The organism is Streptomyces sp. NPDC051822 (genome assembly GCF_044452745.1).
GTDB lineage: Bacteria > Actinomycetota > Actinomycetes > Streptomycetales > Streptomycetaceae > Streptomyces.
In genome coordinates this window covers 274,598-296,911 of the sequence record NZ_JBITBZ010000002.1, presented here as the reverse complement: position 1 = coordinate 296,911, position 22,314 = coordinate 274,598, and the positions used below count along the sequence as shown (strand labels likewise).

The 22,314-nt window shown below is 72.7% G+C and carries 22 protein-coding genes; 12 read left to right on the top strand and 10 right to left on the bottom strand.

Going from position 1 to position 22,314, the window contains the following annotated elements; translation table 11 throughout:
• Positions 1-13: 13 nt before the first annotated feature.
• On the top strand, positions 14-1,615 hold the full coding sequence (locus tag ACIA8N_RS07155) for a D-aminoacylase (protein WP_365781554.1): 1,602 nt from the start codon (positions 14-16) through the stop codon (positions 1,613-1,615).
• Here the strand turns inward: ACIA8N_RS07155 and ACIA8N_RS07150 are convergent.
• Positions 1,612-3,528: an SMI1/KNR4 family protein gene (locus tag ACIA8N_RS07150; RefSeq protein ID WP_365781552.1), complete on the bottom strand. Its 1,917-nt coding sequence runs from the start codon at positions 3,526-3,528 to the stop codon at positions 1,612-1,614. The genes ACIA8N_RS07155 and ACIA8N_RS07150 overlap by 4 nt on opposite strands.
• Positions 3,529-3,620: 92 nt before the next feature.
• Here ACIA8N_RS07150 and ACIA8N_RS07145 point away from each other — a divergent pair, with 92 nt between their 5' ends.
• A complete protein-coding gene (locus ACIA8N_RS07145) occupies positions 3,621-4,421 on the top strand; it encodes a HEAT repeat domain-containing protein (protein WP_365781550.1) in 801 nt (266 codons plus the stop codon).
• 35 nt (positions 4,422-4,456) lie between these two features.
• Here the strand turns inward: ACIA8N_RS07145 and ACIA8N_RS07140 are convergent, their stop codons facing one another.
• The 3 genes from ACIA8N_RS07140 to ACIA8N_RS07130 all read right to left on the bottom strand — a co-directional run bounded on the left by ACIA8N_RS07140 (position 4,457) and on the right by ACIA8N_RS07130 (position 6,938).
• The gene (locus tag ACIA8N_RS07140; protein WP_365781548.1) at positions 4,457-4,888 is read right to left on the bottom strand and encodes a glutaredoxin domain-containing protein; all 432 of its coding nucleotides are present in this window, start codon (positions 4,886-4,888) and stop codon (positions 4,457-4,459) included.
• A 20-nt stretch (positions 4,889-4,908) separates the two neighbouring features.
• Positions 4,909-6,345: a polyprenol phosphomannose-dependent alpha 1,6 mannosyltransferase MptB gene (mptB, locus tag ACIA8N_RS07135; protein ID WP_365781546.1), complete on the bottom strand. Its 1,437-nt coding sequence runs from the start codon at positions 6,343-6,345 to the stop codon at positions 4,909-4,911.
• A 116-nt stretch (positions 6,346-6,461) separates the two neighbouring features.
• Positions 6,462-6,938 (bottom strand): hypothetical protein, encoded by a 477-nt coding sequence (locus ACIA8N_RS07130; protein WP_365781544.1) that lies wholly within the window; start codon positions 6,936-6,938, stop codon positions 6,462-6,464.
• Positions 6,939-7,227: 289 nt separating this feature from the next.
• Here ACIA8N_RS07130 and ACIA8N_RS07125 point away from each other — a divergent pair, with 289 nt between their 5' ends.
• The 7 genes from ACIA8N_RS07125 to ACIA8N_RS07095 all read left to right on the top strand — a co-directional run bounded on the left by ACIA8N_RS07125 (position 7,228) and on the right by ACIA8N_RS07095 (position 14,590).
• A complete protein-coding gene (locus ACIA8N_RS07125; protein ID WP_030548793.1) occupies positions 7,228-8,439 on the top strand; it encodes a pyridoxal phosphate-dependent aminotransferase in 1,212 nt (403 codons plus the stop codon).
• 104 nt (positions 8,440-8,543) lie between these two features.
• Positions 8,544-8,945, top strand: coding sequence for a hypothetical protein (locus ACIA8N_RS07120; RefSeq protein ID WP_365781542.1), 402 nt, complete (start codon positions 8,544-8,546; stop codon positions 8,943-8,945).
• A 142-nt stretch (positions 8,946-9,087) separates the two neighbouring features.
• Positions 9,088-10,224, top strand: a complete 1,137-nt coding sequence (locus tag ACIA8N_RS07115; RefSeq protein ID WP_365781540.1) for a hypothetical protein — start codon at positions 9,088-9,090, stop codon at positions 10,222-10,224.
• On the top strand, positions 10,221-11,468 hold the full coding sequence (locus ACIA8N_RS07110) for a toxic anion resistance protein (protein ID WP_365781538.1): 1,248 nt from the start codon (positions 10,221-10,223) through the stop codon (positions 11,466-11,468). Before ACIA8N_RS07115 ends, ACIA8N_RS07110 begins: the two co-directional genes overlap by 4 nt.
• Positions 11,465-13,075, top strand: a complete 1,611-nt coding sequence (locus ACIA8N_RS07105) for a VWA domain-containing protein (RefSeq protein ID WP_365781536.1) — start codon at positions 11,465-11,467, stop codon at positions 13,073-13,075. Before ACIA8N_RS07110 ends, ACIA8N_RS07105 begins: the two co-directional genes overlap by 4 nt.
• On the top strand, positions 13,062-13,652 hold the full coding sequence (locus ACIA8N_RS07100; protein ID WP_365781534.1) for a hypothetical protein: 591 nt from the start codon (positions 13,062-13,064) through the stop codon (positions 13,650-13,652). Before ACIA8N_RS07105 ends, ACIA8N_RS07100 begins: the two co-directional genes overlap by 14 nt.
• A 17-nt stretch (positions 13,653-13,669) precedes the next feature.
• Positions 13,670-14,590 carry a poly-gamma-glutamate hydrolase family protein gene (locus ACIA8N_RS07095; RefSeq protein ID WP_365781532.1) on the top strand — a complete coding sequence of 307 codons (921 nt, stop codon included), beginning with the start codon at positions 13,670-13,672 and terminating at the stop codon, positions 14,588-14,590.
• Between the two features lie 133 nt (positions 14,591-14,723).
• Here the strand turns inward: ACIA8N_RS07095 and ACIA8N_RS07090 are convergent, their stop codons facing one another.
• Positions 14,724-16,547, bottom strand: a complete 1,824-nt coding sequence (locus tag ACIA8N_RS07090; protein WP_365781529.1) for a phosphoenolpyruvate carboxykinase (GTP) — start codon at positions 16,545-16,547, stop codon at positions 14,724-14,726.
• 196 nt (positions 16,548-16,743) lie between these two features.
• Here ACIA8N_RS07090 and ACIA8N_RS07085 point away from each other — a divergent pair, with 196 nt between their 5' ends.
• Complete coding sequence (locus ACIA8N_RS07085) at positions 16,744-17,418, top strand: hemolysin III family protein (RefSeq protein ID WP_365781527.1); 675 nt, start codon at positions 16,744-16,746, stop codon at positions 17,416-17,418.
• Between the two features lie 20 nt (positions 17,419-17,438).
• On the opposite strand, the gene ACIA8N_RS07080 is transcribed toward ACIA8N_RS07085, so the two are convergent.
• The 3 genes from ACIA8N_RS07080 to ACIA8N_RS07070 are packed head-to-tail and all read right to left on the bottom strand — an operon-like array spanning position 17,439 to position 19,635.
• A complete protein-coding gene (locus ACIA8N_RS07080) occupies positions 17,439-18,461 on the bottom strand; it encodes a glycosyl hydrolase (protein WP_365781525.1) in 1,023 nt (340 codons plus the stop codon).
• Between the two features lies 1 nt (position 18,462).
• Positions 18,463-19,113 (bottom strand): vitamin K epoxide reductase family protein, encoded by a 651-nt coding sequence (locus ACIA8N_RS07075; RefSeq protein WP_365781523.1) that lies wholly within the window; start codon positions 19,111-19,113, stop codon positions 18,463-18,465.
• 18 nt (positions 19,114-19,131) lie between these two features.
• Positions 19,132-19,635, bottom strand: a complete 504-nt coding sequence (locus tag ACIA8N_RS07070; protein ID WP_365781521.1) for a DUF5949 family protein — start codon at positions 19,633-19,635, stop codon at positions 19,132-19,134.
• Positions 19,636-19,811: 176 nt separating this feature from the next.
• Between ACIA8N_RS07070 and ACIA8N_RS07065 the strand changes: the two genes are divergently transcribed.
• On the top strand, positions 19,812-20,225 hold the full coding sequence (locus tag ACIA8N_RS07065; protein ID WP_365781519.1) for a tyrosinase family oxidase copper chaperone: 414 nt from the start codon (positions 19,812-19,814) through the stop codon (positions 20,223-20,225).
• Positions 20,209-21,075: a tyrosinase family protein gene (locus ACIA8N_RS07060; protein WP_365781517.1), complete on the top strand. Its 867-nt coding sequence runs from the start codon at positions 20,209-20,211 to the stop codon at positions 21,073-21,075. The genes ACIA8N_RS07065 and ACIA8N_RS07060 overlap by 17 nt, the downstream gene beginning before the upstream one ends.
• A gap of 62 nt (positions 21,076-21,137) precedes the next feature.
• On the opposite strand, the gene ACIA8N_RS07055 is transcribed toward ACIA8N_RS07060, so the two are convergent.
• Together ACIA8N_RS07055 and ACIA8N_RS07050 are read right to left on the bottom strand one after the other, a co-directional pair.
• On the bottom strand, positions 21,138-21,413 hold the full coding sequence (locus ACIA8N_RS07055; RefSeq protein WP_365781516.1) for a chaplin: 276 nt from the start codon (positions 21,411-21,413) through the stop codon (positions 21,138-21,140).
• A 278-nt stretch (positions 21,414-21,691) separates the two neighbouring features.
• Complete coding sequence (locus ACIA8N_RS07050; protein ID WP_399415860.1) at positions 21,692-22,204, bottom strand: hypothetical protein; 513 nt, start codon at positions 22,202-22,204, stop codon at positions 21,692-21,694.
• Positions 22,205-22,314 lie beyond the last annotated feature (110 nt).

Genomic DNA, 22,314 nt, shown 5'->3' with positions numbered 1-22,314 from the left:
CGGGGAGGCAGCCATGGATCTGGTCATCCGCGACGCCGAGGTCGTCGACGGCACCGGCGGCCCGTCCTACCGGGCCGACGTGGCGGTCGCCGGCGGCCGGATCGCCGCGATCGTGCAGGAGGGCGCGGCGGCCGGCTGCCAGCGCCCGACGGGCCGCCGTGTCCTGGACGCGGAGGGCCTCGTGCTCTCCCCCGGTTTCATCGACATGCACGCCCACAGCGACCTCGCGCTGCTCCGCGACCCGGACCACAGCGCGAAGGCCGCGCAGGGCGTGACCCTGGAGGTCCTGGGCCAGGACGGCCTGTCGTACGCGCCGGTCGACGACCGCACGCTCTCGCAGGTGCGCACGGCGATCACCGGCTGGAACGGGTACGGCGAGGACGTCGACTTCGACTGGCGGTCGGTCGGCGAGTACCTGGACCGTCTGGACCGCGCGCACGGCGGCCGGGGCATCGCCGTGAACGCCGCGTACCTGGTCCCCCAGGGCACGGTGCGGATGCTGGCCGTCGGCTGGGAGGACCGCGCCGCCACCGGGGCGGAGCTCGACCGGATGCGGCGGCTCGTCGCCGAGGGCCTTGAGCAGGGGGCGGTCGGCATGTCGTCCGGCCTGACGTACACGCCGGGGATGTACGCGCCCGATGCCGAACTCACCGAACTGTGCCGGGTGGTGGCCGAGTACGGCGGCTACTACTGCCCGCACCACCGCTCGTACGGGGCGGGAGCCCTTGAGGCGTACGAGGCGATGGTGCGGCTCACCCGCGACGCGGGCTGCGCGCTCCACCTCACCCACGCCACGATGAACTTCGGCGTGAACGAGGGCAGGGCCTCCGAGCTCCTCGCCCTCCTGGACGGGGCCCTCGACGCGGGTGCGGACATCAGCCTGGACACGTACCCGTACACCCCCGGCTGTACGACCCTGGTGGCCCTGCTTCCCGGCTGGGCGAGCGAGGGCGGCCCGGAGGCGGTGCTCGCGCGGCTGCGGGACGAGGAGACGGCCGAGCGGATCCGCCACCACCTCGAAGTCACCGGCTCCGACGGCTGCCACGGCGTGCCGGTGGACTGGAACACGATCGAGATCGCGGGCGTGACGGGCCCCGGCCTCGCCGGCTTCACGGGCCGCCGCCTGGACGGCTGGGCGACGGCCCGCCGGCTCCTGCTCGACGACCGCCTCGGGACGACGATCCTGCAGCACGTGGGCCACGAGGAGAACGTCCGGGCGATCATGCGGCACAGGGTGCACACGGGCGGCTCGGACGGCATCCTGCGGGGCCTGAAGCCGCACCCGCGCGCGTACGGCACGTTTCCCGAGTACCTCGGGCGGTACGTGCGCGAGCTCGGCGTCCTCTCCCTGGAGGAGTGCGTCGCCCACCTCACCTCCCGCCCGGCGGCCCGCCTCCGCCTCCCGGACCGGGGCCGGATCCGCGAGGGCTTCGTGGCGGACCTGGTCCTCTTCGACCCGGAGACGGTGGCGTCGGGCGCGACGTACACCGCACCGCGCGCCTTGCCGGTGGGCATCCCGCACGTCCTGGTCGACGGCAGGTTCGTGATCGAGGACGGCCGGCGGACGGACACCCTCGCGGGCCGCACGATCCGCCGCACACCGGTCGGGCGCTAAAGCTTTCCCCCAGGGCGGTGCAGCACGAATCTGGCGTAGGCGAAGCTCTCGCCCGTGCGGGGTGCCCGGGCCCAGGACCGTGTGGTGAGGGTACGGAGCCTGCCCCGGGTCAGCGCGAAGCGGGGCAGCGAGAGACCGAGTTCGGTGTGCAGGGCCTCCAGTGCCCGCCGTTCGTTGTCGGGACCGGTGTCCTGCGGGCGGAACAGCCGTGCGGGATCCAGGGCCTCGGGTATCGCGCCGGAGCGCTGGATCTCCGTACCCCGCACGGTGAAGGCGTAGAGCTCCTGGCCGTGTTCGGCCACCGACACGTGGAAGGCCGTCGGATCGTCCGGGGACGGGCGCCTCGGGTCGCACCACACCACCACCGCGCGGCCGGACGTGGAGGCGGCCGCGGCCGGGGACAGGAACAGGCCGTGCAGGTGGCGGTGGGAGGGCCCGTCGAAGGCGAAGGCCCACCCTTCAGCCGTACGGCCGACGGCGACGACGGCCCGGTCCTCCCAGAGTTCCACGCCCTCCCGCTCGTGCGGCTGGGGCGCCCGCCGGAAAGACCTCGACAGATCGACGGGCGCGCTCAGTTCGGCGCCCTCCTCGCCGATCAGGGCGGGCAGGCCGGCGGGGTCGGCCCCCTCGACCCAGACGCAGCGGTAGCCGTCGAGCGGCTGCCCGTACCTGAACGGCCCCGCCAGCCAGGCGAGGCCCGGCGGATCCAGATCGGGAACCGGCTCGGGAGCGGGTCCCGTCTCCCCGGCCCGCGGTGTCGCGAGGATCTCCCGCCCGCGCTCCGGAGTGATCAGCGGCCCCAGGACGGGGTCGGCGAGCAGACCGAGCGGGACGACCATCAGGGGTCCGGGCGCCTCCCACAGCGGCAGCGCGTCCCGCAGCACGTGCCACGCGGCATCGGTCGCGCCCCAGCGGGCCGCCTCCCGGGCCTCGGCGACGGCCCGGCCCCACGGACCGGCGGGCGCGTACCGGTGGGTGCCGTCCCGCATGCCGCCCAGCACGGCCCCGGCGGTCTCCGGGGCGACCCCCCGGGCGACCATCATCCGCAGCCACTGCTCGTCCCCGCCCGACCACCCCCGGCCGTTCGCCTGCGCCACGGCCTCCAGGGGCAGGATCTCCGGCTGGTACAGCGGGTCCGCCACCAGGTGGCCGTAGCCCTGGGAGCCGCCCGGAGCGAGCAGCTGCCTGAGCTGGCTCAGCAGGACGGCGCTGCGCGGCCTCCCGAAGGAGAACGCCTCCTCAAGGAGCGGCAAGGCCTCCTCGTACCGTCCGCGCAGGGCAAGGAGGCGCGCCTCGTCCACGTGGGCGTCCTGGGCGAGCGTGGTCGCGTTCACGAAGTCGGTCTGCGCCGCCCGGTCGGCGTGGAAGCGGCGGTACATGGCCTCCATGTACGCGCGGAACGAGGCGTAGCGGTCGGGCATTTCACCGCTCCAGCCCTTGTACACGTAGAGCGCCCACTCGCCGTCCTCGTCGCTGTCGCCCGGGTCGAGCAGGGCGTGCGACATGTCGGAGTCGGTCTCAAGCCGCAGTGCCCGCCGCCACATGCCGGCCAACAGGACGTCCTCCTCGCGGGGGTCGTCGCCCAGACCCTGCTCGTACAGCGAGGTCATGTCGAACGGATCCCGGAACCAGTCGATGTCCGCGGCGCCCCCGAGCCGGTGGATCGCGGCCGTCTGGTCGACGTGCCACCCATCGCTCGCGGCCAGGAACTCCCGGTACGAGGGCGGAAGCCGCCGCCCGAGCCGCTCCTCGGCCGCGGCGATGGCCGCCTCGTCGGCCCCCGGCCTGCCGGGACCGGCGGGGATCCCCGCGTCCGGGTCCTCCTCCGGGTCCTCGTCCGCGTCCGCGCGCGGAACCCACTCGTCCTGCCACCGTCCCAGGAACTCGTACCAGTCGAAAGATGCGCTGCTCATGCCCGAACGGTGCCATCCGGTACTGACATCCGACGTGCCCTTGCCATACGCCCGGGCGATGCCGTGGAACGGGCCACCTAACATCCCATGTCATGGCGATGTTCGTGCACTTGACCTCGGCGGCGAACGCGCCGCGCATCCGGCGGTCTGGGATCCGGGCGGCCGGCCGCGGACAGGGCGGCGCGCGGGGGGTCTACTGCTTCCCGGTCCTGCCGTCGTACACCCTCACCCACCAATGGCTGCGCGAGCTGGCCCGTTTCGGCAGCCGGGGCGGGCTCGTGGCGGTCCACGTGCGGCTCGACGACGCCCAGGACGTGCTGGTCGGACGCTATACCGACCGGGCGCGGGATGCGCAGGCCGCCGTCTCCGCGGCAGAGGCGGTGCGGCGGATCGCGGCCCTGGAGGACCCGCGCGGGTGGGAGGTGTTCGTCCCCCGGGCGATCCGGCCGCGCGAGGTGCACCGGGTCCGCACCGCGCCGCAGGTGACGGGCTGGCGGTACCTGCCGGACGCGCACGGTGTGCGCCCCTGCACCTGTTTCGGGTGCCGCGTGCGCGGCGGGTACGGGGCGCGTCGCCTGCGCGAGCGGTTGCCGCATCCGCTGGACGGTCCGCCGCCACCCGCGAAGGTGCTGCTCGCCCGGGTCGAAGCCGGTGACCCCGAGGACCCCGCCGCGCTGCGGGAGGCACTGCACTGGTTCGGGATGCGTCGGCGCGGCCCGCTCGCCCGGTTGGGCCGCCTCGCCGCCCACCCCGACCCCGGCGTGCGGGAGGACCTGGTGTGGGCGGTCGCCCGTTGGTCCACGCCAGGGGTCACCGAACTCCTTGACGGCCTCGCCGACGACCCGGACCCGGACGTCCGGGAGGCAGTGGAAGCAGCCCGCGAACCGCAGTGACCACCGCCCCCTCGGGATGGACCGGGACGGATCGGCTAGCGGGCGAGCTGCTCGCGCACCCAGGCCGGGTCCGGGTTGACGTGGGCGCGGCCGGACACGACGACGGTGGGCACGGTCTCGTCGCCGCCGGTGGCCGCGCGTACCACCGCCGCCGCCTCCGGGTCGCGCCAGATGTCGACCCAGTGCGCCCGGCGTGCGCGGACGCCGAGACGCAGGCGGAGGCGGAGGCAGAACACGCAGCCCGGCCGCCAGTAGACGATCGGACGGCCGTCGGCCTCCGCGCGACGGCGGGCCTCCGCCGCCCCGGTCGACCTCGGGAAGACCAGGGGCGAGGTGGCGGCGGCGAGCAGCACGAACAGCAGCAGGAGGCCCAGGGCCGTGCCGGGGCTCCCTCCGGCGGCCCGGCCGGCCGCGACGAGCGCACCGCAGAGCAGCAACAGAACGGGCAGGATCCAGGCACGCGTCATGCGCCGGAGGCTATCGGCTCTCAGGAGACCCGTGCGGTGCCGTCCGGCGACAGGCGCTCGGTGGCCGGCACGGCGGCGGGCCACGGGTCCCGCCGGAGCCATACGAGACCGAGGGCCAGGACGACGCCCGCGAGGACGAAGCCGTACCAGGGGGTGTGCCCCGAGGGTGCCGTCTCGTAGACGAGGGCCGCCGAGAGCACGGCGAGGACCTGTCCGGCCCGCCCCCGCCAGGCGACCGCCGCGACGACGGCCGTCCCCCACAGCAGGTACCAGGGCTGCACCATCGGCGACAGGGCGACGAGCGCCACCAGCGAGAGGCCGAGTCCGAGGACCGGGTCGAGGGCTCCCTTCCACGACCGCCACGCGAGCCACGCGATGAGGGCGAGGGCGACGAGCAGGCCGAGCTTCTGCACGAGGCCCTTCACGGGGTCGGGGTCGTCCCCGACGAGCAGCCCGAGTCCGAGGCCGAGATCGCTGGTCACCGACAGCGCGGTGTGGATCGAACCGGCGACGCTCTGGGTACGCAGCCACCCGAACCCGGTCCCGGCCAGCACCGTCGCCGCCGCCGCCACCGCGCCCGCGACGGCCCCCGGAAGCACGAGGCCCTTGGCCAGGCCCCGTACGCCGCCGTCCCCGCGCGCGATCATCACGCCGATGAAGAGCAGCGCGACCGCCGCCGGCGACTTGATCATCATCGCGAAGCCGACGAGGACACAGCCGAGCACCCACCGCCCGCGCGTGGCGAGGAGCACGCCGCCGAGCACGAGGCCGATCATCAGGCCGTCGTTGTGCATGCCCCCGACGACGTGGATCAGGAGGAGCGGATTGAGGGCGGCCAGCCAGACCGCGCCCGCACGGCCGCCGGGACCGCCGCCGAGTCCGCGTACGGCCCAGACGACGAGGGCGAGCGCGGCCAGGGCGATCAGCCGCATCCCGAGGACGGCGGGCACGACGGCCCCGCCGGTCACCTCGACCACCGCGGCGGCGAGGAGCAGGAAGACGGGTCCGTACGGCGCGGGGGTGTCGGTCCAGTTGCCGCCGACGCTCGCCGCCGCGTCCGCCCCGAGCTGGTCGGGGCCGAGGAGCGAGGGCCCGCCGCCGTACACGTCGTGCCCTTCGAGGACCATGGCGCCCTGCGCGATGTAGCTGTAGACGTCCGCGCTGTACAGGGGCGGGGCGAGGAGCAGCGGCGCGGTCCAGCAGGCGAGGGTGGCGAGCACGCCGTCCCGCGCGCCCCGGGCGAGGAGGACGCCGTAGCGCCACCAGGCGGCGACGAGCAGGGTCAGGCCGAGGTACGCGAGGACGGCGCCGGCCAGGGTGAGCGCGGAGCCGCGCGGCTCCCACAGCCCCCAGCCGCCGCGTACCGGCAGCGTCCCGGCGGCCCAGCCGCCCACGGCGACGCCGAGAGCACCGGCCGCACCCAGCCACCGGCATCCGGAAGCACTCAGAACCCACATGACGGGCCAACCTATCCCGGCGGGCCGGGGACCCCTATTCCGCCGGCCGCCCCGGCGCCTGAGGTCCCGGACCGGCCTCGGGCTCCCGGTGCGACTCGGGGCCCAGCTACGTCCTCCTACCTCGGCCGCTTGGTCTGTCCCCGGCCCCGCCCCGGCTTGTCCTCCTGGTCGCCGTCGGCGGAGGCCTCTCCCGTCGGTACGGCCGCGGGGTCGGTCGTACCGTCTCCGGCCCCGGACGGCTCGGTCGACGCGCCCGGCTCCGACGCCGTCGGCGAGGCGGAGGGGTCCGTACCGCCGGCCCCGTCCCCGCCGGTCTCCCGCCCGTCGGCCCCGGTGGGCTCCGGGGAGCCGGAGGCGCCGGGGCCGCCGGTCGGGTCCGCCTGGATCAGTGCGGGCGGCCCGTCGTTCGCGCCGCCGTCGGGCGAGCCCGCCCCGCCGCCGTCGCCGCCTCCGGCGAGCAGCGCGGCGCCGATGCCGAGGACCGCGACGCCGCCCGCGGCGAGCAGCCAGACGCCCGCCCGGCCGCGGCGTGCGGGGGCGTGACGGCGGCGGCCGGGCGGGGGTGCGGCGGCTCCGGAGACGTGGTGGCTCATGAGCCCGGATTGTAGGGATCACGACACACCTGGTGCGACACGGGTCACACCGGGTCCCGCCCGACGGCCCGCCCGCTCCTGCCTGCCGGCCTGCCCGGCCCCCGCCCGCTCCTGCCTGCCGGCCTGCCCGGCCCCCGCCCGGCCCGCCCGTAGACCCCGTCCGGCCCCGCCCGGCCGCTCCGCGATTCGAGCGCCTCCCCCACCCCCGACCTGCGCCGCGACCGTCCTCCGTGTCCGACGTGTCCCAAAACACGAGGCGTCCCGGCCCACCCCGCCGTAAGCTCTCGTCATGCAGGTGATCCAGTCCACGAAGCTCGCCAACGTCTGTTACGAAATCCGGGGTCCGGTGCTCGAAGAGGCGATGCGGCTTGAGGCCGCGGGTCATCGCATCCTCAAGCTCAACACCGGAAACCCGGCCGCCTTCGGCTTCGAGTGCCCGCCCGCCATCCTCGAGGACGTGCTGCGGAACCTCTCCGAGGCGCACGGCTACGGCGACGCGAAGGGGCTGCTCTCGGCCCGCCGCGCGGTGATGAGCCACTACGAGACCAAGGGCATCCCGCTCTCCGTCGAGGACATCTACCTCGGCAACGGCGTCTCGGAGCTGATCCAGATGTCGATGCAGGCGCTGCTCGACGACGGCGACGAGGTCCTCGTCCCGGCCCCGGACTACCCGCTGTGGACCGCGTCGGTCTCGCTCGCGGGCGGTACGGCCGTGCACTACCGCTGCGACGAGCAGGCCGACTGGATGCCGGACCTCGCCGACATCGAGCGGAAGATCACCGACCGCACCAAGGCGATCGTGATCATCAACCCGAACAACCCGACCGGCGCGGTCTACGACGACGAGATGCTCCGCTCCCTGACGGAGATCGCCCGGCGGCACAACCTCGTGGTCTGCTCGGACGAGATCTACGACAAGATCCTCTACGACGGCGCCACGCACACCCCGACCGCCGCCGTCGCCCCCGACCTCCTCTGCCTCACCTTCAACGGGATGAGCAAGAACTACCGGGTGGCCGGGTTCCGCTCGGGCTGGCTCGCGGTCTGCGGCCCGAAGCACCACGCGTCCTCGTACATCGAGGGCCTGACGATCCTCGCCAACATGCGCCTCTGCGCGAACATGCCGGCGCAGCACGCGGTGGCCGCCGCGCTGCAGGGCCGGCAGTCGATCGAGGACCTGGTGCTGCCGGGCGGGCGGCTCCTGGAGCAGCGGGACACGGCATACGAGCTGCTGACCCAGATCCCGGGCGTGACGTGCGTGAAGCCGAAGGGCGCGCTGTACCTCTTCCCGCGTCTCGACCCGAACGTCTACAAGATCAAGGACGACCGGCAGATGGTCCTGGACCTGCTGCGGGCCGAGAAGATCATGGTGGTGCACGGGACGGGCTTCAACTGGCGCGAGCCGGACCACTTCCGGATCGTCACGCTGCCGGCGGCGGCGGACCTGGCGGACGCGGTGACCCGGATCGGGCGCTTCCTGGACGGCTACAGCCAGCCCTGAGGCGCGCGCCCGGCCCACGCGCCCGTCCCACCCCACCCGGACTTCACTCAACTTTAGACGGAATCTAAGCTAGGATGGCTCCAGAACGCTGAGGAGGCCATCCCATGTACGAACCGATCCGCCCCAAGTCGGTCCACCGGATGACCGACGACGCCCACGACGCGTACCCGCACCGCTCCCGCGAGGAGGAGCTGGACATCCAGCTCGCCGGACACCTGTCCGCCCTCCTCGCCGTCACCGACGAACTCGGCGACACGGAGGCCGGCGAGCAGATCGCCCGCCAGGTGGCGCGGCTGCGCGGCACGCCGCCCGCGCGCCACGCGGGCCTGAGCGGCTCGCCCTCGCGGGACCTGCACCACAAGGCGCACGCCCTCGCGGGCCGCGCCCTGCTCGTCGCCGCCTCCCGGCCCGACACGGCCGCCGCGATCCTCGCCGCCGGGCGCATGGACGCGCACACCGCGGCACTGGCCGGCGAAGCCACCCTGGCCGCGGCCGGCACCCCCTGACGGCCCCGGTCCGCGCGCCACGAACCGCGCGGACCGGGCGCCACCCACCCCTGCGAGTCCGCGGGGCTTCACGGTACGTCCTCCTCCGGTTCGGTACCGGGATCGCTCCTTCACACCCCGTACACCCAACTCCCCCTGGAATGTGGGTTTCCGCGAGCACGCTGCCCGCGTGAGACGCATCCTGGGAATCGTCCTGGCCGTCCTTCTCCTCGGCGGCGTGGCCGCCGTCCTCGTGACGGGCGGCGACAAGGACACGGGCACGGCAACGAAGACCGTGCGAGGAGTCATCGGGTCGGAGAAGGCGGAGTTCTTCGCCGACCCGCAGGTGGTGAAGGCCCTGGCCGCGAAGGGCTTCACCGTGGGCACCGAGACCTCCGGGTCCTGGGACATGGAGGAACTGCCCCTCGAAGGCTACGACTTCGCCTTCCCATCCTCCAAAGGGCCGGCCGACCAGCTCCGCGCGAAGGGCCAGAAGCAGGGCGCGGACACGGCGACGACCGCCCCCCTGCGGCCCTTCTACTCGCCGCTCGTCGTCGTCGCCCACAGCGCCGCCGCCCGGGTCCTCGCCGGGAACGGCCTGGCGACCCTCGGCCCGCGCGGCACGAGCGGCACCCTGAAGATGGACGCCTACCTCGCGGCGGCCCGCGCCGACCGGACCTGGCAGCAGCTCAAGGGCTCCGCCGGGCACGCCGAGCTGAGCGGCACCCTCTTCATCACCTCCACCGACCCGCTCGCCTCCAACTCCGGCGCCCTCTACCTCGCCGCCGCGAGCTACGTCGCCGACGGCGGACGCGTCGCGAACGACAAGGCAGCCGTCACCCGCACGGCCCCGCTCCTGCGCAAGCTCATCCAGGTGCAGGGCGCCCAGCAGTCCGGCTCGGACGCCCCCTTCCGGGACTTCGTCAGCGGCGTCGGCAATCCGCTCGTCCTGGTGTACGAGTCGCAGGTCGCCGCACAGCTTCTGGCCGGCCGCCCGATGGGGGACCTCGTCGTCCTCTACCCGGACACCACGGTCAACAGCGACCACACCCTCGTACCGATCACCGCGAACGGCCGGGCACTCGGCGAACTCCTCTCCACGGACCCGGAGTTGCGCAGGCTCGTGGTCCGCCACGGCTTCCGCCCGCAGGGCGCGGCGAACGAGTTCACCACCGCGACCGACCAGCACGCCGCCTACCTCAACCAGACGCTGAGCGGAGTCCGCCAGGCACCCGTGCCCACCGGCAAGGTGCTGCGCGAGATGGCCTCGCGGGCCCGCGACCAGGGGGACACCGCATGACCACGCCCCAGGACCCGAGAAGGACGATGGCCCTGACACCGCCGGAGCACGACACCCCGCTCGTCCTCACCCCGCCCGAGCCCGTTCCCGCGGTCCGCGCCGAACAGGCCGCAGGTCTGGTGCCGATGGACGAGGCCACCTGTACGGAGATGTCCCGCCGGGCCGTCGAGTACGTGGGCTCGCTCTCCGGACTCGACCCGCGCTCCCCCGAGTTCGCGGCCCGCGTCGGCGAGATCGCGGCGCTCGGCGCGGGCGAGATGCGCGCCGCCGCCCAGCAGTCGAACCGCATGCTCGACCGCACGATCCGCTCGCTCGGCTCAGGAGGCCCGGGAGGCTCCGGCGGCTCCGGTGCCTCCGGCGGCGACGCCCAGTCCCGCGTCGGTTCCTCCCTCGTCGAACTCCGGCGCACCGTCGAGGACCTGGACCCCCGCGACGCCCCCGCCAAGGGCCTCAAGGGACTGCTCTCGAAACTCCCCGGCGGCAACAGGCTGCGCGACCACGTCGCCAAGTACGCCTCCTCGCAGGCCACCCTGAACCGGATCGTCGGCTCGCTCCGCAGCGGCCAGGACGAACTGCGGCGCGACAACGCCGCGCTGCTGACGGAGCGGGCCCGGCTGTGGGAGACCATGGGCAAGCTCCAGGAGTACGCGGTGCTCACCGACGCCCTCGACGCGGCCGTGGAGGAGCGCGTCGCCCTCGCGTCCGACCCGGTCCAGGCGGACGCGCTCCGCGCCGACCTCCTCTTTCCCGTCCGGCAGAAGCACCAGGACCTGCTGACCCAGCTCGCCGTCTGCGCCCAGGGCTACCTGGCGATGGACGTGGTCCGGCGGAACAACGACGAGCTGATCAAGGGAGTGGACCGGGCGGCGACGACGACCCTGTCGGCGCTGCGGATCGCGGTGATGCTCGCCTCCGCGCTCGAGAACCAGCGGAAGGTCACCGAGCAGGTGAACGTGCTGCGCTCGACGACCGAGGACCTGATCCGCGGCAACGCCGAGATGCTGTCCACCCAGGCCGGCGAGATCCAGCGGATCGCGGCGGACCCGGCCGTGGGCGCCGAGACGCTCCGCACCGCGTTCCAGCAGATCTACCGAACGCTCGACGCCATCGACACGTACAAGGCGCGGGCCACGGAGTCGATGGCGGCGACCGTCGAGTCCCTGACGGCCGAACTGCAGCAGGCGAGCGCCCACTTGGACCGCAGCCGCCGCACGAGCGCCCTGGAGGGTGGCACTCCCGCATGACGACCTCCCCCCACCTCAGGCCCCGCACCCGCTTCCCGAGGCGGACGTTCACCGCGCTCGCCCTCGCCCTGCTCGTGACGGCCACCGGAAGCTCCTGCGACACCGACCGCACCGGCCCCGACGGCAACGGCGACGGCGTGAAGATCGTCCCCGGTGTCCTCCGCGTCCTCGCCTCCTCCGAACTCACCGACATGGAGCCCGTCCTCGACACGGCCACGCGGACGACCGGCATCCAGGTCCGCCCCACCTACGTCGGCACCCTCGACGCCGTCGAGCAGATCGCCTCGGGCAGGGCCGACAAGGAGTACGACGCGGTCTGGCTCTCCTCCAACGACTACCTCCGGCTCGACCCGGACACCGCACGCCGGATCACCGCCGAGACGCCGATCATGACCTCGCCGGTCGCGCTCGGGGTACGGCCCGCCACCGTCGCCAGGCTCGGCTGGGACCCGGCGAAGGTCACCTGGTCGCAGCTGCACCGGGCCGTCGCCGACGGCGAGCTCAGCTACGGCATGACGGACCCGAAGCGCTCCAACTCGGGCTTCTCCGCCCTCGTCTCGGTGGCCTCTGGGCTCTCCGGCGCGCAGTCCGCGCTGACCGGGGCGGACGTCCGCCGGGCCACTCCGAAGCTCAAGGAGTTCTTCACCGGCCAGAAGCTGACGTCGGGCTCCTCCGGCTGGCTGGCCGCCGCGTACGGCCGTCGCGACGACGTCGACGCGCTCGTCAACTACGAGTCGGTGCTGCTGTCCTCGTTCCAGTCCGGCGAACTGACCGTGATCCGGCCGACCGACGGGGTGGTCACCGCCGACTACCCGCTCAGCGTGCTCACCTCCGCCCGCCCCGAGGCGAAGGACGCGGCGCGCCGGCTCACCGAGTACCTCCGCTCCCCCGAGGTCCAGGAGCGGATCACCGGGGCGACGCTCCGCCGCCCGGTGGTCCCGGGTGTCCGCCCGGCGTCCGCGCTCGCCCGCGACCTGCGGCGCGAGCTGCCGTTCCCGGGCAGCCGGGCCGTGGCGGACGGGCTGCTCGACGCGTACGACAACACCCTGCGCAGGCCCTCCCGCACGGTCTACGTGCTCGACACCTCGGGTTCCATGAACGGCGAGCGGCTCGAACGGCTCAAGGCCGCCCTCGCCGAGCTGACCGGTGACTTCCGGGACCGGGAGGAGGTCACCCTGATGCCCTTCGGCTCGGCGGTGAAGGAGAGCGAGGTCCGTACCCACACGGTCGACCCGGCCGCACCGCAGAAGACGCTCGACGCGATCAGGTCCGACGCGCAGAAGCTCTCGGCATCGGGCGGCACCGCGATCTACTCCAGCGTCCAGGAGGCGTACCGCTTCCTCGGCAGGGCGCCAGGCGACACGTTCACCTCGATCGTCCTCATGACGGACGGGGAGAACACCGACGGCGACCCGGCCACCGCCTTCGACGCCTTCTACCGCTCGCTGCCCGCCGAGCAGAAGCGCACCCCGGTCTTCCCGATCCTCTTCGGGGACTCCGACCGGGGCGAGCTCGACCACATCGCGAGCCTGACCGGCGGGCAGCTCTTCGACGCCACCAAGGGGTCGCTCGACGGCGCCTTCGAGGAGATCCGTGGCTACCAGTAACCCGCTGCTGCGGTACGCCGAGTCCCGCAAGAACCTCGTCGGGAGCGCCTGCGGTCTGGCCGGTGTGGGCATCGCCCTCACCGGCGCGGCGGGCGCCCTGTGGCCCCTGGTGGTCGCGGGCCTGTACGGGGCGGGCGCGCTGCTCGCCCCGCCGGAGCGCCCGGACAGCCCGCACTTCCCGAGCGCCGACGAGCAACTGGGCGCCCTGCGGGCCGACTTCACCAAGCTGCGCGCGTACCTGGCCGAGGTGGAGCTGCCTTCCGCCCCGCGCGAGCGCCTCACCGCACTCGGCACCCTGGTGGAGGCCCTCCTCGAACCGGGCTGGGTGAGCGACCCGGAGCACCTCCACGTCCTGGCCCGCGCGGTCCGTCTGGACATCCCGGAGGCCGTCGACACGTTCGTACGGACGCGGTGGTGGTCGCGGTTCACCGGGGGCGCCGAGGCGCCGGAGAGCCACCTCGAACGGCAGCTGGCCGCGCTCCACGAGGAGGCGACGTCGATCGCCGCCGCCCTCCGGGAGGCGGAGGCGATCCGTCAGCACATCCACACGGAATACGTGGAAGGCCGCGGCGACTGATCGACTACGTTCCGTACATGACATTCTCCGATCGCCGCACATCCCGCCGCACCGTCCTGACCGGCCTGGCCGCCGCCACCGTCGCCGCCCCGTTCCTCGGCCAACTCGCGGCCTCGGCACCGGCCTACGCCGGCACCGAGAACGACCTCTACGACAGCAACACCGAGCTCTACACCAGCACGGAGCACCCGGTCACCGAGGGCACGGACTACGGTCGCCGGTACAAGCGCCACGAGCAGCTCGACAGATACCTGAGCAAGCCGTCCGCGCCGCCGAAGACGGCGGTCATGGCCATCCACGGCGGCCAGATCGAGCGGGGCACCTCCGAACTGTGCCTGGCGATCGCGGGCTACGACCCGGCGGACGTTCTGACGCCGCTCGTCACCCAAGGCCTGCACGACTACTGGATGTTCGAGGGCATGCGCTCGGCCGACAACAGGGAGCTGCACGTCAGTTCGGTGAACTGCGACGACCACGTGGCCCGGGGCATCGCCGCGAGCCACCTCAACGTGCTGAGTCTGCACGGCTGCCAGTACAGCCAGTTGGCCATGCCGGAGAAGTTGGTCTGGCCCTCGGTCGCCGACCCCAAGCTCGTCGTCGTCGGCGGTCTGAACACTGTCTTCCGCGCGGCCCTCGTGACGGAGCTGAACCAGGCCGGCTTCCCGGCGGTCGACGCTTTCGCCCCCGAGTACGCGGAGAACCTCAGGAACTACGCCGGAGGCATCACCACCAACATCTGCAACCGGACGGCGACCGGAACCGGCGCCCAGCTGGAGATCACCGAGGACATGCGCAGGTCCCTCTTCGGCCCCCAGGTGACGGACTTCGACTGGAAGAGCGGCCGGCTCGAGACCTGGGACAACGCGCGCTTCCGCGGCTTCACGGACGCCTGCCGCCGCGCCATAGCCACCGTCGAGGCCGGTCAGGTCATCCTCTGACCCCGGACGCGGACATGCGCCGGCCCCCGGAGCCTGAGGGAGCGCCGGGGGCCGGTTGCGTCGTGGTGGGCCGTCGTGACCCCACTGGTCAGGGCGGTGTTTCGGGGCAACCCACCACGAGTCTTCGGGGGGACTAGCCGAGGCGCTCCACGAGCGCGCGGTACTCGTCCCACAGCTCCTTCGGCGTGTGGTCGCCGAAGGTGTTGAGGTGGTCGGGGACGAGGGCGGCCTCTTCGCGCCACACGTCACGGTCGACCTTGAGGAGGAACTCCAGGTCCTCGGCCGGCAGGTCGAGGCCGTCGGTGTCGAGGGACTCCGGGGTCGGCAGGATGCCGATCGGGGTCTCGACGCCCTCGGCCTTGCCCTCCAGGCGCTCGACGATCCACTTCAGGACGCGGCTGTTCTCGCCGAAGCCGGGCCAGACGAACTTGCCGGCCTCGTTCTTGCGGAACCAGTTCACGTAGTAGATCTTCGGCAGCTTGGCCGCGTCGGCGGTCGCGCCCACCTTGACCCAGTGGGCCATGTAGTCGCCCATGTTGTAGCCGCAGAACGGCAGCATGGCGAAGGGGTCGCGGCGCAGCTCGCCGACCTTGCCCTCGGCGGCGGCGGTCTTCTCGGAGGCGACGTTCGCGCCGAGGAAGACGCCGTGGTTCCAGTCGAAGGACTCGGTGACCAGCGGGACGGCGGAGGCGCGGCGGCCGCCGAAGAGGATCGCCGAGATCGGCACGCCCTTCGGGTCCTCCCACTCCGGCGCGATGATCGGGCACTGCCCGGCCGGCACGGTGAAGCGGGCGTTCGGGTGGGCGGCGGGCGTCTCGGACGCGGGCGTCCAGTCGTTGCCCTTCCAGTCCGTGAGGTGCGCGGGGGCCGTCTCGGTCATCCCCTCCCACCACACGTCGCCGTCGTCGGTGAGGGCGACGTTGGTGAAGACGGAGTTGCCCCACATGGTCTTCATGGCGTTGGCGTTGGTGTGCTCGCCGGTGCCGGGCGCGACGCCGAAGAAGCCGGCCTCGGGGTTGATCGCGTACAGACGCCCGTCCTCGCCGAAGCGCATCCAGGCGATGTCGTCGCCGATGGTCTCGACGGTCCAGCCGGAGATCGTGGGCTCCAGCATGGCCAGGTTGGTCTTGCCGCAGGCCGACGGGAACGCGGCGGCGACGTACTTCGAGTCGCCGTCCGGCGGGGTCAGCTTGAGGATGAGCATGTGCTCGGCGAGCCAGCCCTCGTCACGGGCCATGACGGAGGCGATGCGGAGCGCGTAGCACTTCTTGCCGAGCAGGGCGTTGCCGCCGTAGCCCGAGCCGTACGACCAGATCTCGCGGCTCTCGGGGAAGTGCGAGATGTACTTGGTGGAGTTGCAGGGCCACGGCACGTCCTCCTGGCCCTCCTCCAGGGGGGCGCCGAGGGTGTGGACGGCCTTGACGAAGAAGCCGTCGGTGCCGAGCTCGTCGAGGACGGCCTGTCCCATGCGGGTCATGGTGCGCATGGAGACGGCGACGTAGGCGGAGTCGGTGATCTCGACGCCGATGGCGGAGAGCGGGGAGCCGACGGGGCCCATGCAGAAGGGCACGACGTACATGGTGCGGCCACGCATCGAGCCGCGGAAGATGCCGTCGGAGCCCGCGAAGAGCTCCTTCATCTCGGCCGGGGCCTTCCAGTGGTTGGTCGGGCCCGCGTCCTCCTCCTTCTCGGAGCAGATGAAGGTCCGGTCCTCGACGCGCGCGACGTCGGTCGGGTCGGAGGCGGCGTAGTACGAGTTCGGACGCAGCGCCGGGTCGAGCTTCGTGAAGGTACCCCTGGCGACGAGCTCCTCGCAGAGGCGCTCGTACTCGGCCTCGGAGCCGTCGCACCAGACGATGTCGTCCGGCTGGGTGATCTCGGCGATCTCGCTCACCCAGGAGACGAGCTCCTGGTGCTGGGTCGGAAGGGTCTGGGGAGCCGCGTTCTCGCGCGCCACGATTGCTCCTTGTAGAGGGGTTTTTTGGTGTGTGCCCCGTGGGGGCCGCGACCCGGATGCTTCGTAGCTGCTCATCCGGTGCCGACCGCACTCATTTGATCATCCGACGGATCCGCCCATATGTCCAGAGGGCCGCCCACGTGAGCATCGCCACTCATATCCGGGACCTACGGGGGCGTAGGTACGATTCGTTGTCATGACTGCTGCCACGCCGGAAGCCACCCCGATCGAGCTCCCCGTCAAGCCCAGGCTCAGAGGATGGCTGCACGCGGGCATGTTCCCCGCCGTGATCGTCGCCGGCCTCGTCCTGGTCGCCTTCTCCGGCTCTCCCCGGGCCCGCGTCGCCTGCGGGATCTTCGCTCTCACCGCCTGCCTGCTCTTCGGCACCAGCGCGCTGTACCACCGGGGCACCTGGGGCCCGCGCGGCGAGGCGATCCTGCGGCGCCTCGACCACGCGAACATCTTCCTGATCATCGCGGGCACCTACACCCCGCTCACCCTGCTGCTGCTCCCCGACTCCACGGCCAAGCCGCTCATGTGGGCGATCTGGACCGCGGCCCTCGCCGGGATCGCCTTCCGGGTCTTCTGGGTCGGCGCCCCGCGCTGGCTGTACACGCCCTGCTACATCGCGATGGGCTGGGCCGCCGTCTTCTTCCTGCCCGACTTCATGCGTACGGGCGGCATCGCCGTCCTCGTCCTGGTGATCGTCGGCGGACTGCTCTACAGCGCGGGCGGGGTCATCTACGGCATCAAGCGCCCGAACCCGTCCCCTCGCTACTTCGGCTTCCACGAGGTCTTCCACTCGCTGACCCTGGCCGCCTTCATCGCCCACTACGTGGGCATCTCCCTTGTGGCCTACCAGCACGCCTGACGCACCCCGCGGGCCCGGCCTCACCTACGGGCCGGCGCCCCCAGCGCGTCCCTGACCACCCGCGCCGACTCCGGATTGTCCGCGCACCCCCACACGCCGTGCGGGCAGTAGTCGGTGACCGTCTGGTAGACCGGCCGGTGCGCCGCGAACCAGTCGAGCATCCCCCGTACGTACGCCGGGTTGTCCCCGTTCCGGAAGAGCCCCCACTCCGGGTACGAGACCGGCTTGCCGTGCGCCGCCGCGAACCGGACGTGGTGTTCGAGGCCGTACTCCTCCGCCACCTGGTCCTCGAAGGAGAGCCCTGCGGGCTGGTCGTACGCGTCCAGCCCGATGATGTCGACGACGTCGTCCCCCGGGTAGCAGCGCGGCCACTCCACGGCGTCCCGCCCCCGGCTCGGCGTGAAGTCGAAGCGGAACCGCTCCCCCGGCACCGCCCGCAACACCCCGACCACCCGGCGCCAGTACGCCTTCCAGGCCGCCGGGTCCGGCCCGCAGCGATGGCTGTACGTGGTGCCGTTCATCTCCCAGCCCAGCACCAGGACCGCGTCCCCGAGGCCGTGCTCCACCAACCGCTCCCCCAGCACCCGGAAGTGCCGGTCGAACGAACCCGCGGCACCGTCGCGCAGCCCCGCCCGCACCTCCGCGTCCGGCAGCCCCGCCTCGCTGCGGTCGAGCAACGGGACGTTGAGCACGAAGAGACGTCCGGCCCTGGCCGCCTTCCAGCGCGCCCAGGGCCCGAACAGAGCGGGATGGCCCTCGATGTTGGACCAGCGGTCGCCCGGCAGATAGGTGTGCCCGACGGTCAGGGCCTCGCCCCCGAGCCAGGCCTGCGCCTGCGCGATCCGGCGCACGCCCGCCTCGTCGGAGCCGGTGAAGAACCCCGAGGGCACCCCGGGCAGCGGCCGCCGCTCCGGTTCGGGCGCGGCTGGGGTACCGGTGTGCCGCTCGCCGGGCGCGATCCGTTCGGGCACGGCCAGGAGCACGAGAACGGCCGCGAGCAGCACGGCGAGTGCGGCCCACGGCCTGAGAGGGGGACGGCTCACGTCAGCTCGTCCAGAATTCCCACCATCGGGTCAGGATCAGCATCCCGATGATCCCGATGTGCAGGACGGGCAGGGCGAACGCGAACTCGCCGAAGAAGGTCCGCAGTCCGGCCGGGGCGGGGATCGTCCCGTGCCGGACGTTGTGCGCGGTGACGTACCAGAACATGACGATGGTGGCGACCCAGGCCAGGCAGCACCACAGGCAGAGCGCGTTGATCTCGTACAGCGACTGGTACATCAGCCAGGTGCAGAAGCCGACGCCGAAGAGCATCCCGGCGTTGAGACCGAGCCAGAGCCAACCCCGGTAGCGGGCCCCGGCGAGGAGCCCGGCACCGAGGGCGACGACGACGGCGTACGTGACGAGCCCGAGCATCGGGTTGGGGAAGCCGAAGACCGCCGCCTGCTCGCTCTTCATGATGTTGCCGCAGGAGACGACCGGGTTCAGGCTGCACCCTGGCTGGAAGCCGGGGTCCTCCAGGAGCTTGAACTTGTCGATCGTGATCACCCAGCCGGCGAGCACGCCGGCCGCCCCGGTGATCATCAGCATCCAGGCGAAGGCGCGGCCCGCGCCGATCGTCCCCACGGCCTCCCGCGCGGACTCCTCCTCCTGCCCCCGGACCGGCACGCCGTTCCGTACGTTCACCGTCGCCATGACGCGGCCCTTTCCCGCTCAGCCCTGGAGGCGCCGGACCGGCATCTGGACGTGGGCGCTGTCCGCGAGCATCTCCTCGTCGGAGACGAAGGCGCGCAGCCGCGCCTCGTCCACGGGCTGTCCGGGAACGCCCTCGGGCCAGGGCCGCACCGAGCAGATCAGGTAGACCTTGCCGCTCTCGCGGGCGGCGGCCTGCCATTCCTCGGGCACGGGGCACTGCACCTTCAGGAAGGGCAGGTTGAGCACGGCGGAGCCGCCCTCGACGAGCAGCGAGGCGTTGATCCCGGCGTCCTTGTCCAGATCGAAGAGCCGGTCGCCGACGGAGAGGCCCATGGTCTCCAGGGCCGTCCGCATGGCCTGCTGACCGGCCTCCGGTCCGTCCCGGCCGTCGCCGAGCGAGTACGCCATGAGGAACGGCGTCCCGGCCGACTCGGCGGAGGGCTCGCTGGACCACGGAATCACCGTGAGAGTTCCCAGCGGAGAGGCGCTGCGCGCCGAGGAAACGACGTTGGAAGTGGTCATGAATCCGGATGCTAATGCTCCAACCGTCCTTTCCCTGTGCCGCTTTCACCCGAACGGCCGACATTCACGTCGCCGGCATTTCCGCCGCAACGAACGGGGGTTTTCCTCGTTGTGCCCCTGAGGGCTCCCCCTGCCGGCTGCGAGGGGACCCCCAGCCGACCCCGAGGAGATCACTCATGATCGTCCCGCGCCGCGTCGCCCTGCGGTCCCTCTTCGCCCTGGCCGTCACCGCTTTCACCGGGGGCGCGCTCGGCCGCATCGCGAGCCGCCCGCCGTCCGGGGAGCGCCCGGCGGGGCCGCGCGATCCGCACGCGTTCGACGAGATGTACGGGGGCCGTCGCATCCTGGGATTCTCCGGGCCAGGGGGCGAGCCGGTGGCCCTCGTCGACGGCCGGCCGCTGCATCTGATGCGCTGCGCCGACGGCGGCTACGTCACCCCGATCGACCACTACGAGTCCTGCCCGACGCCGCGGGCGGCCGTCCGCGCGGCCGTGGACGAGCTGGGCGCGGCCCCGCTCTCCCCGCTCGCCGCCGCCCATGGCGTCCACACCGACCCACCGGGAGGGAGCCAGCGTGGTGTACACGCGTAAGAACCAGCGCGATCTGACCGTAGCCGAGCGCCGGAAGTTCGTCGCCGCCGTCCTCGAACTCAAGCGCACGGGGACGTACGACCGCTTCGTACGCACCCATATCGACCACTACACGGCCGACGGGGAGGGCCGTCTCCGGGTCGCCCACATGACGCCGAGCTTCCTGCCCTGGCACCGCAAGTTCCTGCTGGAGTTCGAGACGGCCCTGCGCCGGATCGACCCGACGGTCTCCGTCCCGTACTGGGACTGGACCCGCGACAACTCTCCGGCGTCCTCGATCTGGGGCGAGGACTTCATGGGCGGCAACGGGCGCCGCGCCGACCTCCAGGTGATGACCGGCCCCTTCGCGCACTCCGGCGGGCGCTGGACGATCACCCAGTCGATGACCGAAGGCCGCTTCCTGACCAGGGACTTCGGCCGCCCGCGCGACCCGATCGCCCTTCCGACGCAGGCGCAGCTGGACGAGGTGATGCGGGAGCGGGTGTACGACGTGTCGCCCTGGAACTCGACGAGCGCCTCCGGCTTCCGGAACCGTCTGGAGGGCTGGGCCCCGGGCCGCGGCAACGAACGGTTCCGCATCCACAACCGGGTGCACCGGTGGGTCGGCGGTCTGATGCTCGGCGGCGGTTCCGTGAACGACCCGGTGTTCTGGCTGCACCACTCCTTCGTCGACCTGGTCTGGTCACGGTGGCAGCAGCGCAACCCCGGCGCCGCCTATCTGCCGGCGGAGCCGCCGCCGCTCGGGGACGCGCAGTACCGCAAGGTCGTCGCCCGGCACGAGCCGATGGCGCCCTGGGGAGTGGCCCCGGCGTCGATGTTCGACCACAGCCGGATCTACCGGTACGTCTGAGGCCCCGCACACACGTGTCCCCCCGCCCTCACGGGTCGGGGGGACACGGTCGGAACGGGGGATCAGCCGCCGTAGCCGCCGTCACGGTCCTCGTGGCCGTCGGCGTTGACGCAGGTGTTGCCGAACGCCGGGTTCAGCAGGCCGATGACGCTGACGGTGTTGCCGCAGAGGTTGACCGGGACGTGGACCGGGACCTGGACGACGTTGCCGGAGGCGACACCGGGCGAGTGGGCGGCGACAGCCTCGGCGCCCGAGTCGGCGACGGCCAGGCCGGCTCCGCTGAGGGCAACGGCACCCGTGCCGGCGAGAACAGCGGCAGCCTTCGCGATGCGAGACATCAAGAACTCCTTGGACGTGGAAAGCGACCGCAGGAATCACGGCCGTCGTTCCCCTTCAACGCCGGCCGAGGGGGCGGGTCACGGCCGTTGAGCCGAAAGGGAAGAAGGAAAATCGAAAAAGTGGCCCGCGGACCGAGATGCGTCCGCCGTCGGATACGACGGGACGACCTCGGTCCGCGGGCTGCGGCCATGCGACAAGCCTCTTGTTCCAACGAACGAATCGCCTTGGGGTGGCGGGGAAGAATCGTGTCTTCACCCGCCCGGGGGCAGAGGCGGCGTCAGTTCGCGGCCGGTGCGAGACCCAGCTGGGGGTCGAGGGCGCCGCTGAGCACCGGGGTGAGGACGCCGACCTGAGGCTTCGCGAGGTCCGGAAGGCCGCGGAGCCCGTTGTCGCGCGGGGCCTCCACGGGGTTGCCGACGACGGCGCCGGGGGTGGCCGCCTTCATCTCCGAGTGCGGGCTGCTGAGCAGGGCGCGGCCGGGCTCGCTGCCCTTGAGGAGCTCGGGCAGCGGCGCGTCGACAACGGTCTCCGGCAGGGTGCTGGTGAGCGGCACGCTGGGCAGCGTGAGGTCCGGCAGCGCGCCGAGGCCCTTCTGGAAGCCGGTGGGCGCGCCGGGCATGGGGACGGGAACGCCGGTGGCCACGGTCGGCGCGTCCATCGGAAGGACCGGCTCGAGGCCCTGGAGGGGGACGATCACCGGGGCCTCGACGGCGGCGGCGGGGGAGGCCAGGGCGGCGGAGGCGAATGCGGTCATGAGGAGCCCCATGCCCGCGTGAGAACGCAGAGTCATGTGCGGTGAACGAGCCCCTTGGCCGAAACGTGGCGGAACTAACCCGTGTGCAGCAACGCAACGGGCCCCCACCGGTGAAGGCGGGGGCCCGGCGTTGACGCGTCGGGCGT

What these genes read in the sequence shown, in the direction of transcription:
- mptB (WP_365781546.1), bottom strand. Translation starts at nt 6,345, where the DNA reads ATGTGGGTTCTGAGTGCTTCCGGATGCCGGTGGCTGGGTGCGGCCGGT.
- ACIA8N_RS07110 (WP_365781538.1), top strand. Translation starts at nt 10,221, where the DNA reads ATGACCACGCCCCAGGACCCGAGAAGGACGATGGCCCTGACACCGCCG.
- ACIA8N_RS07075 (WP_365781523.1), bottom strand. Translation starts at nt 19,113, where the DNA reads ATGGCGACGGTGAACGTACGGAACGGCGTGCCGGTCCGGGGGCAGGAG.
- ACIA8N_RS07130 (WP_365781544.1), bottom strand. Translation starts at nt 6,938, where the DNA reads ATGAGCCACCACGTCTCCGGAGCCGCCGCACCCCCGCCCGGCCGCCGC.
- ACIA8N_RS07050 (WP_399415860.1), bottom strand. Translation starts at nt 22,204, where the DNA reads ATGACTCTGCGTTCTCACGCGGGCATGGGGCTCCTCATGACCGCATTC.
- ACIA8N_RS07155 (WP_365781554.1), top strand. Translation starts at nt 14, where the DNA reads ATGGATCTGGTCATCCGCGACGCCGAGGTCGTCGACGGCACCGGCGGC.
- ACIA8N_RS07055 (WP_365781516.1), bottom strand. Translation starts at nt 21,413, where the DNA reads ATGTCTCGCATCGCGAAGGCTGCCGCTGTTCTCGCCGGCACGGGTGCC.
- ACIA8N_RS07120 (WP_365781542.1), top strand. Translation starts at nt 8,544, where the DNA reads ATGTACGAACCGATCCGCCCCAAGTCGGTCCACCGGATGACCGACGAC.
- ACIA8N_RS07150 (WP_365781552.1), bottom strand. Translation starts at nt 3,528, where the DNA reads ATGAGCAGCGCATCTTTCGACTGGTACGAGTTCCTGGGACGGTGGCAG.
- ACIA8N_RS07140 (WP_365781548.1), bottom strand. Translation starts at nt 4,888, where the DNA reads ATGACGCGTGCCTGGATCCTGCCCGTTCTGTTGCTGCTCTGCGGTGCG.
- ACIA8N_RS07125 (WP_030548793.1), top strand. Translation starts at nt 7,228, where the DNA reads ATGCAGGTGATCCAGTCCACGAAGCTCGCCAACGTCTGTTACGAAATC.
- ACIA8N_RS07095 (WP_365781532.1), top strand. Translation starts at nt 13,670, where the DNA reads ATGACATTCTCCGATCGCCGCACATCCCGCCGCACCGTCCTGACCGGC.
- ACIA8N_RS07105 (WP_365781536.1), top strand. Translation starts at nt 11,465, where the DNA reads ATGACGACCTCCCCCCACCTCAGGCCCCGCACCCGCTTCCCGAGGCGG.
- ACIA8N_RS07065 (WP_365781519.1), top strand. Translation starts at nt 19,812, where the DNA reads ATGATCGTCCCGCGCCGCGTCGCCCTGCGGTCCCTCTTCGCCCTGGCC.
- ACIA8N_RS07070 (WP_365781521.1), bottom strand. Translation starts at nt 19,635, where the DNA reads ATGACCACTTCCAACGTCGTTTCCTCGGCGCGCAGCGCCTCTCCGCTG.
- ACIA8N_RS07145 (WP_365781550.1), top strand. Translation starts at nt 3,621, where the DNA reads ATGGCGATGTTCGTGCACTTGACCTCGGCGGCGAACGCGCCGCGCATC.
- ACIA8N_RS07085 (WP_365781527.1), top strand. Translation starts at nt 16,744, where the DNA reads ATGACTGCTGCCACGCCGGAAGCCACCCCGATCGAGCTCCCCGTCAAG.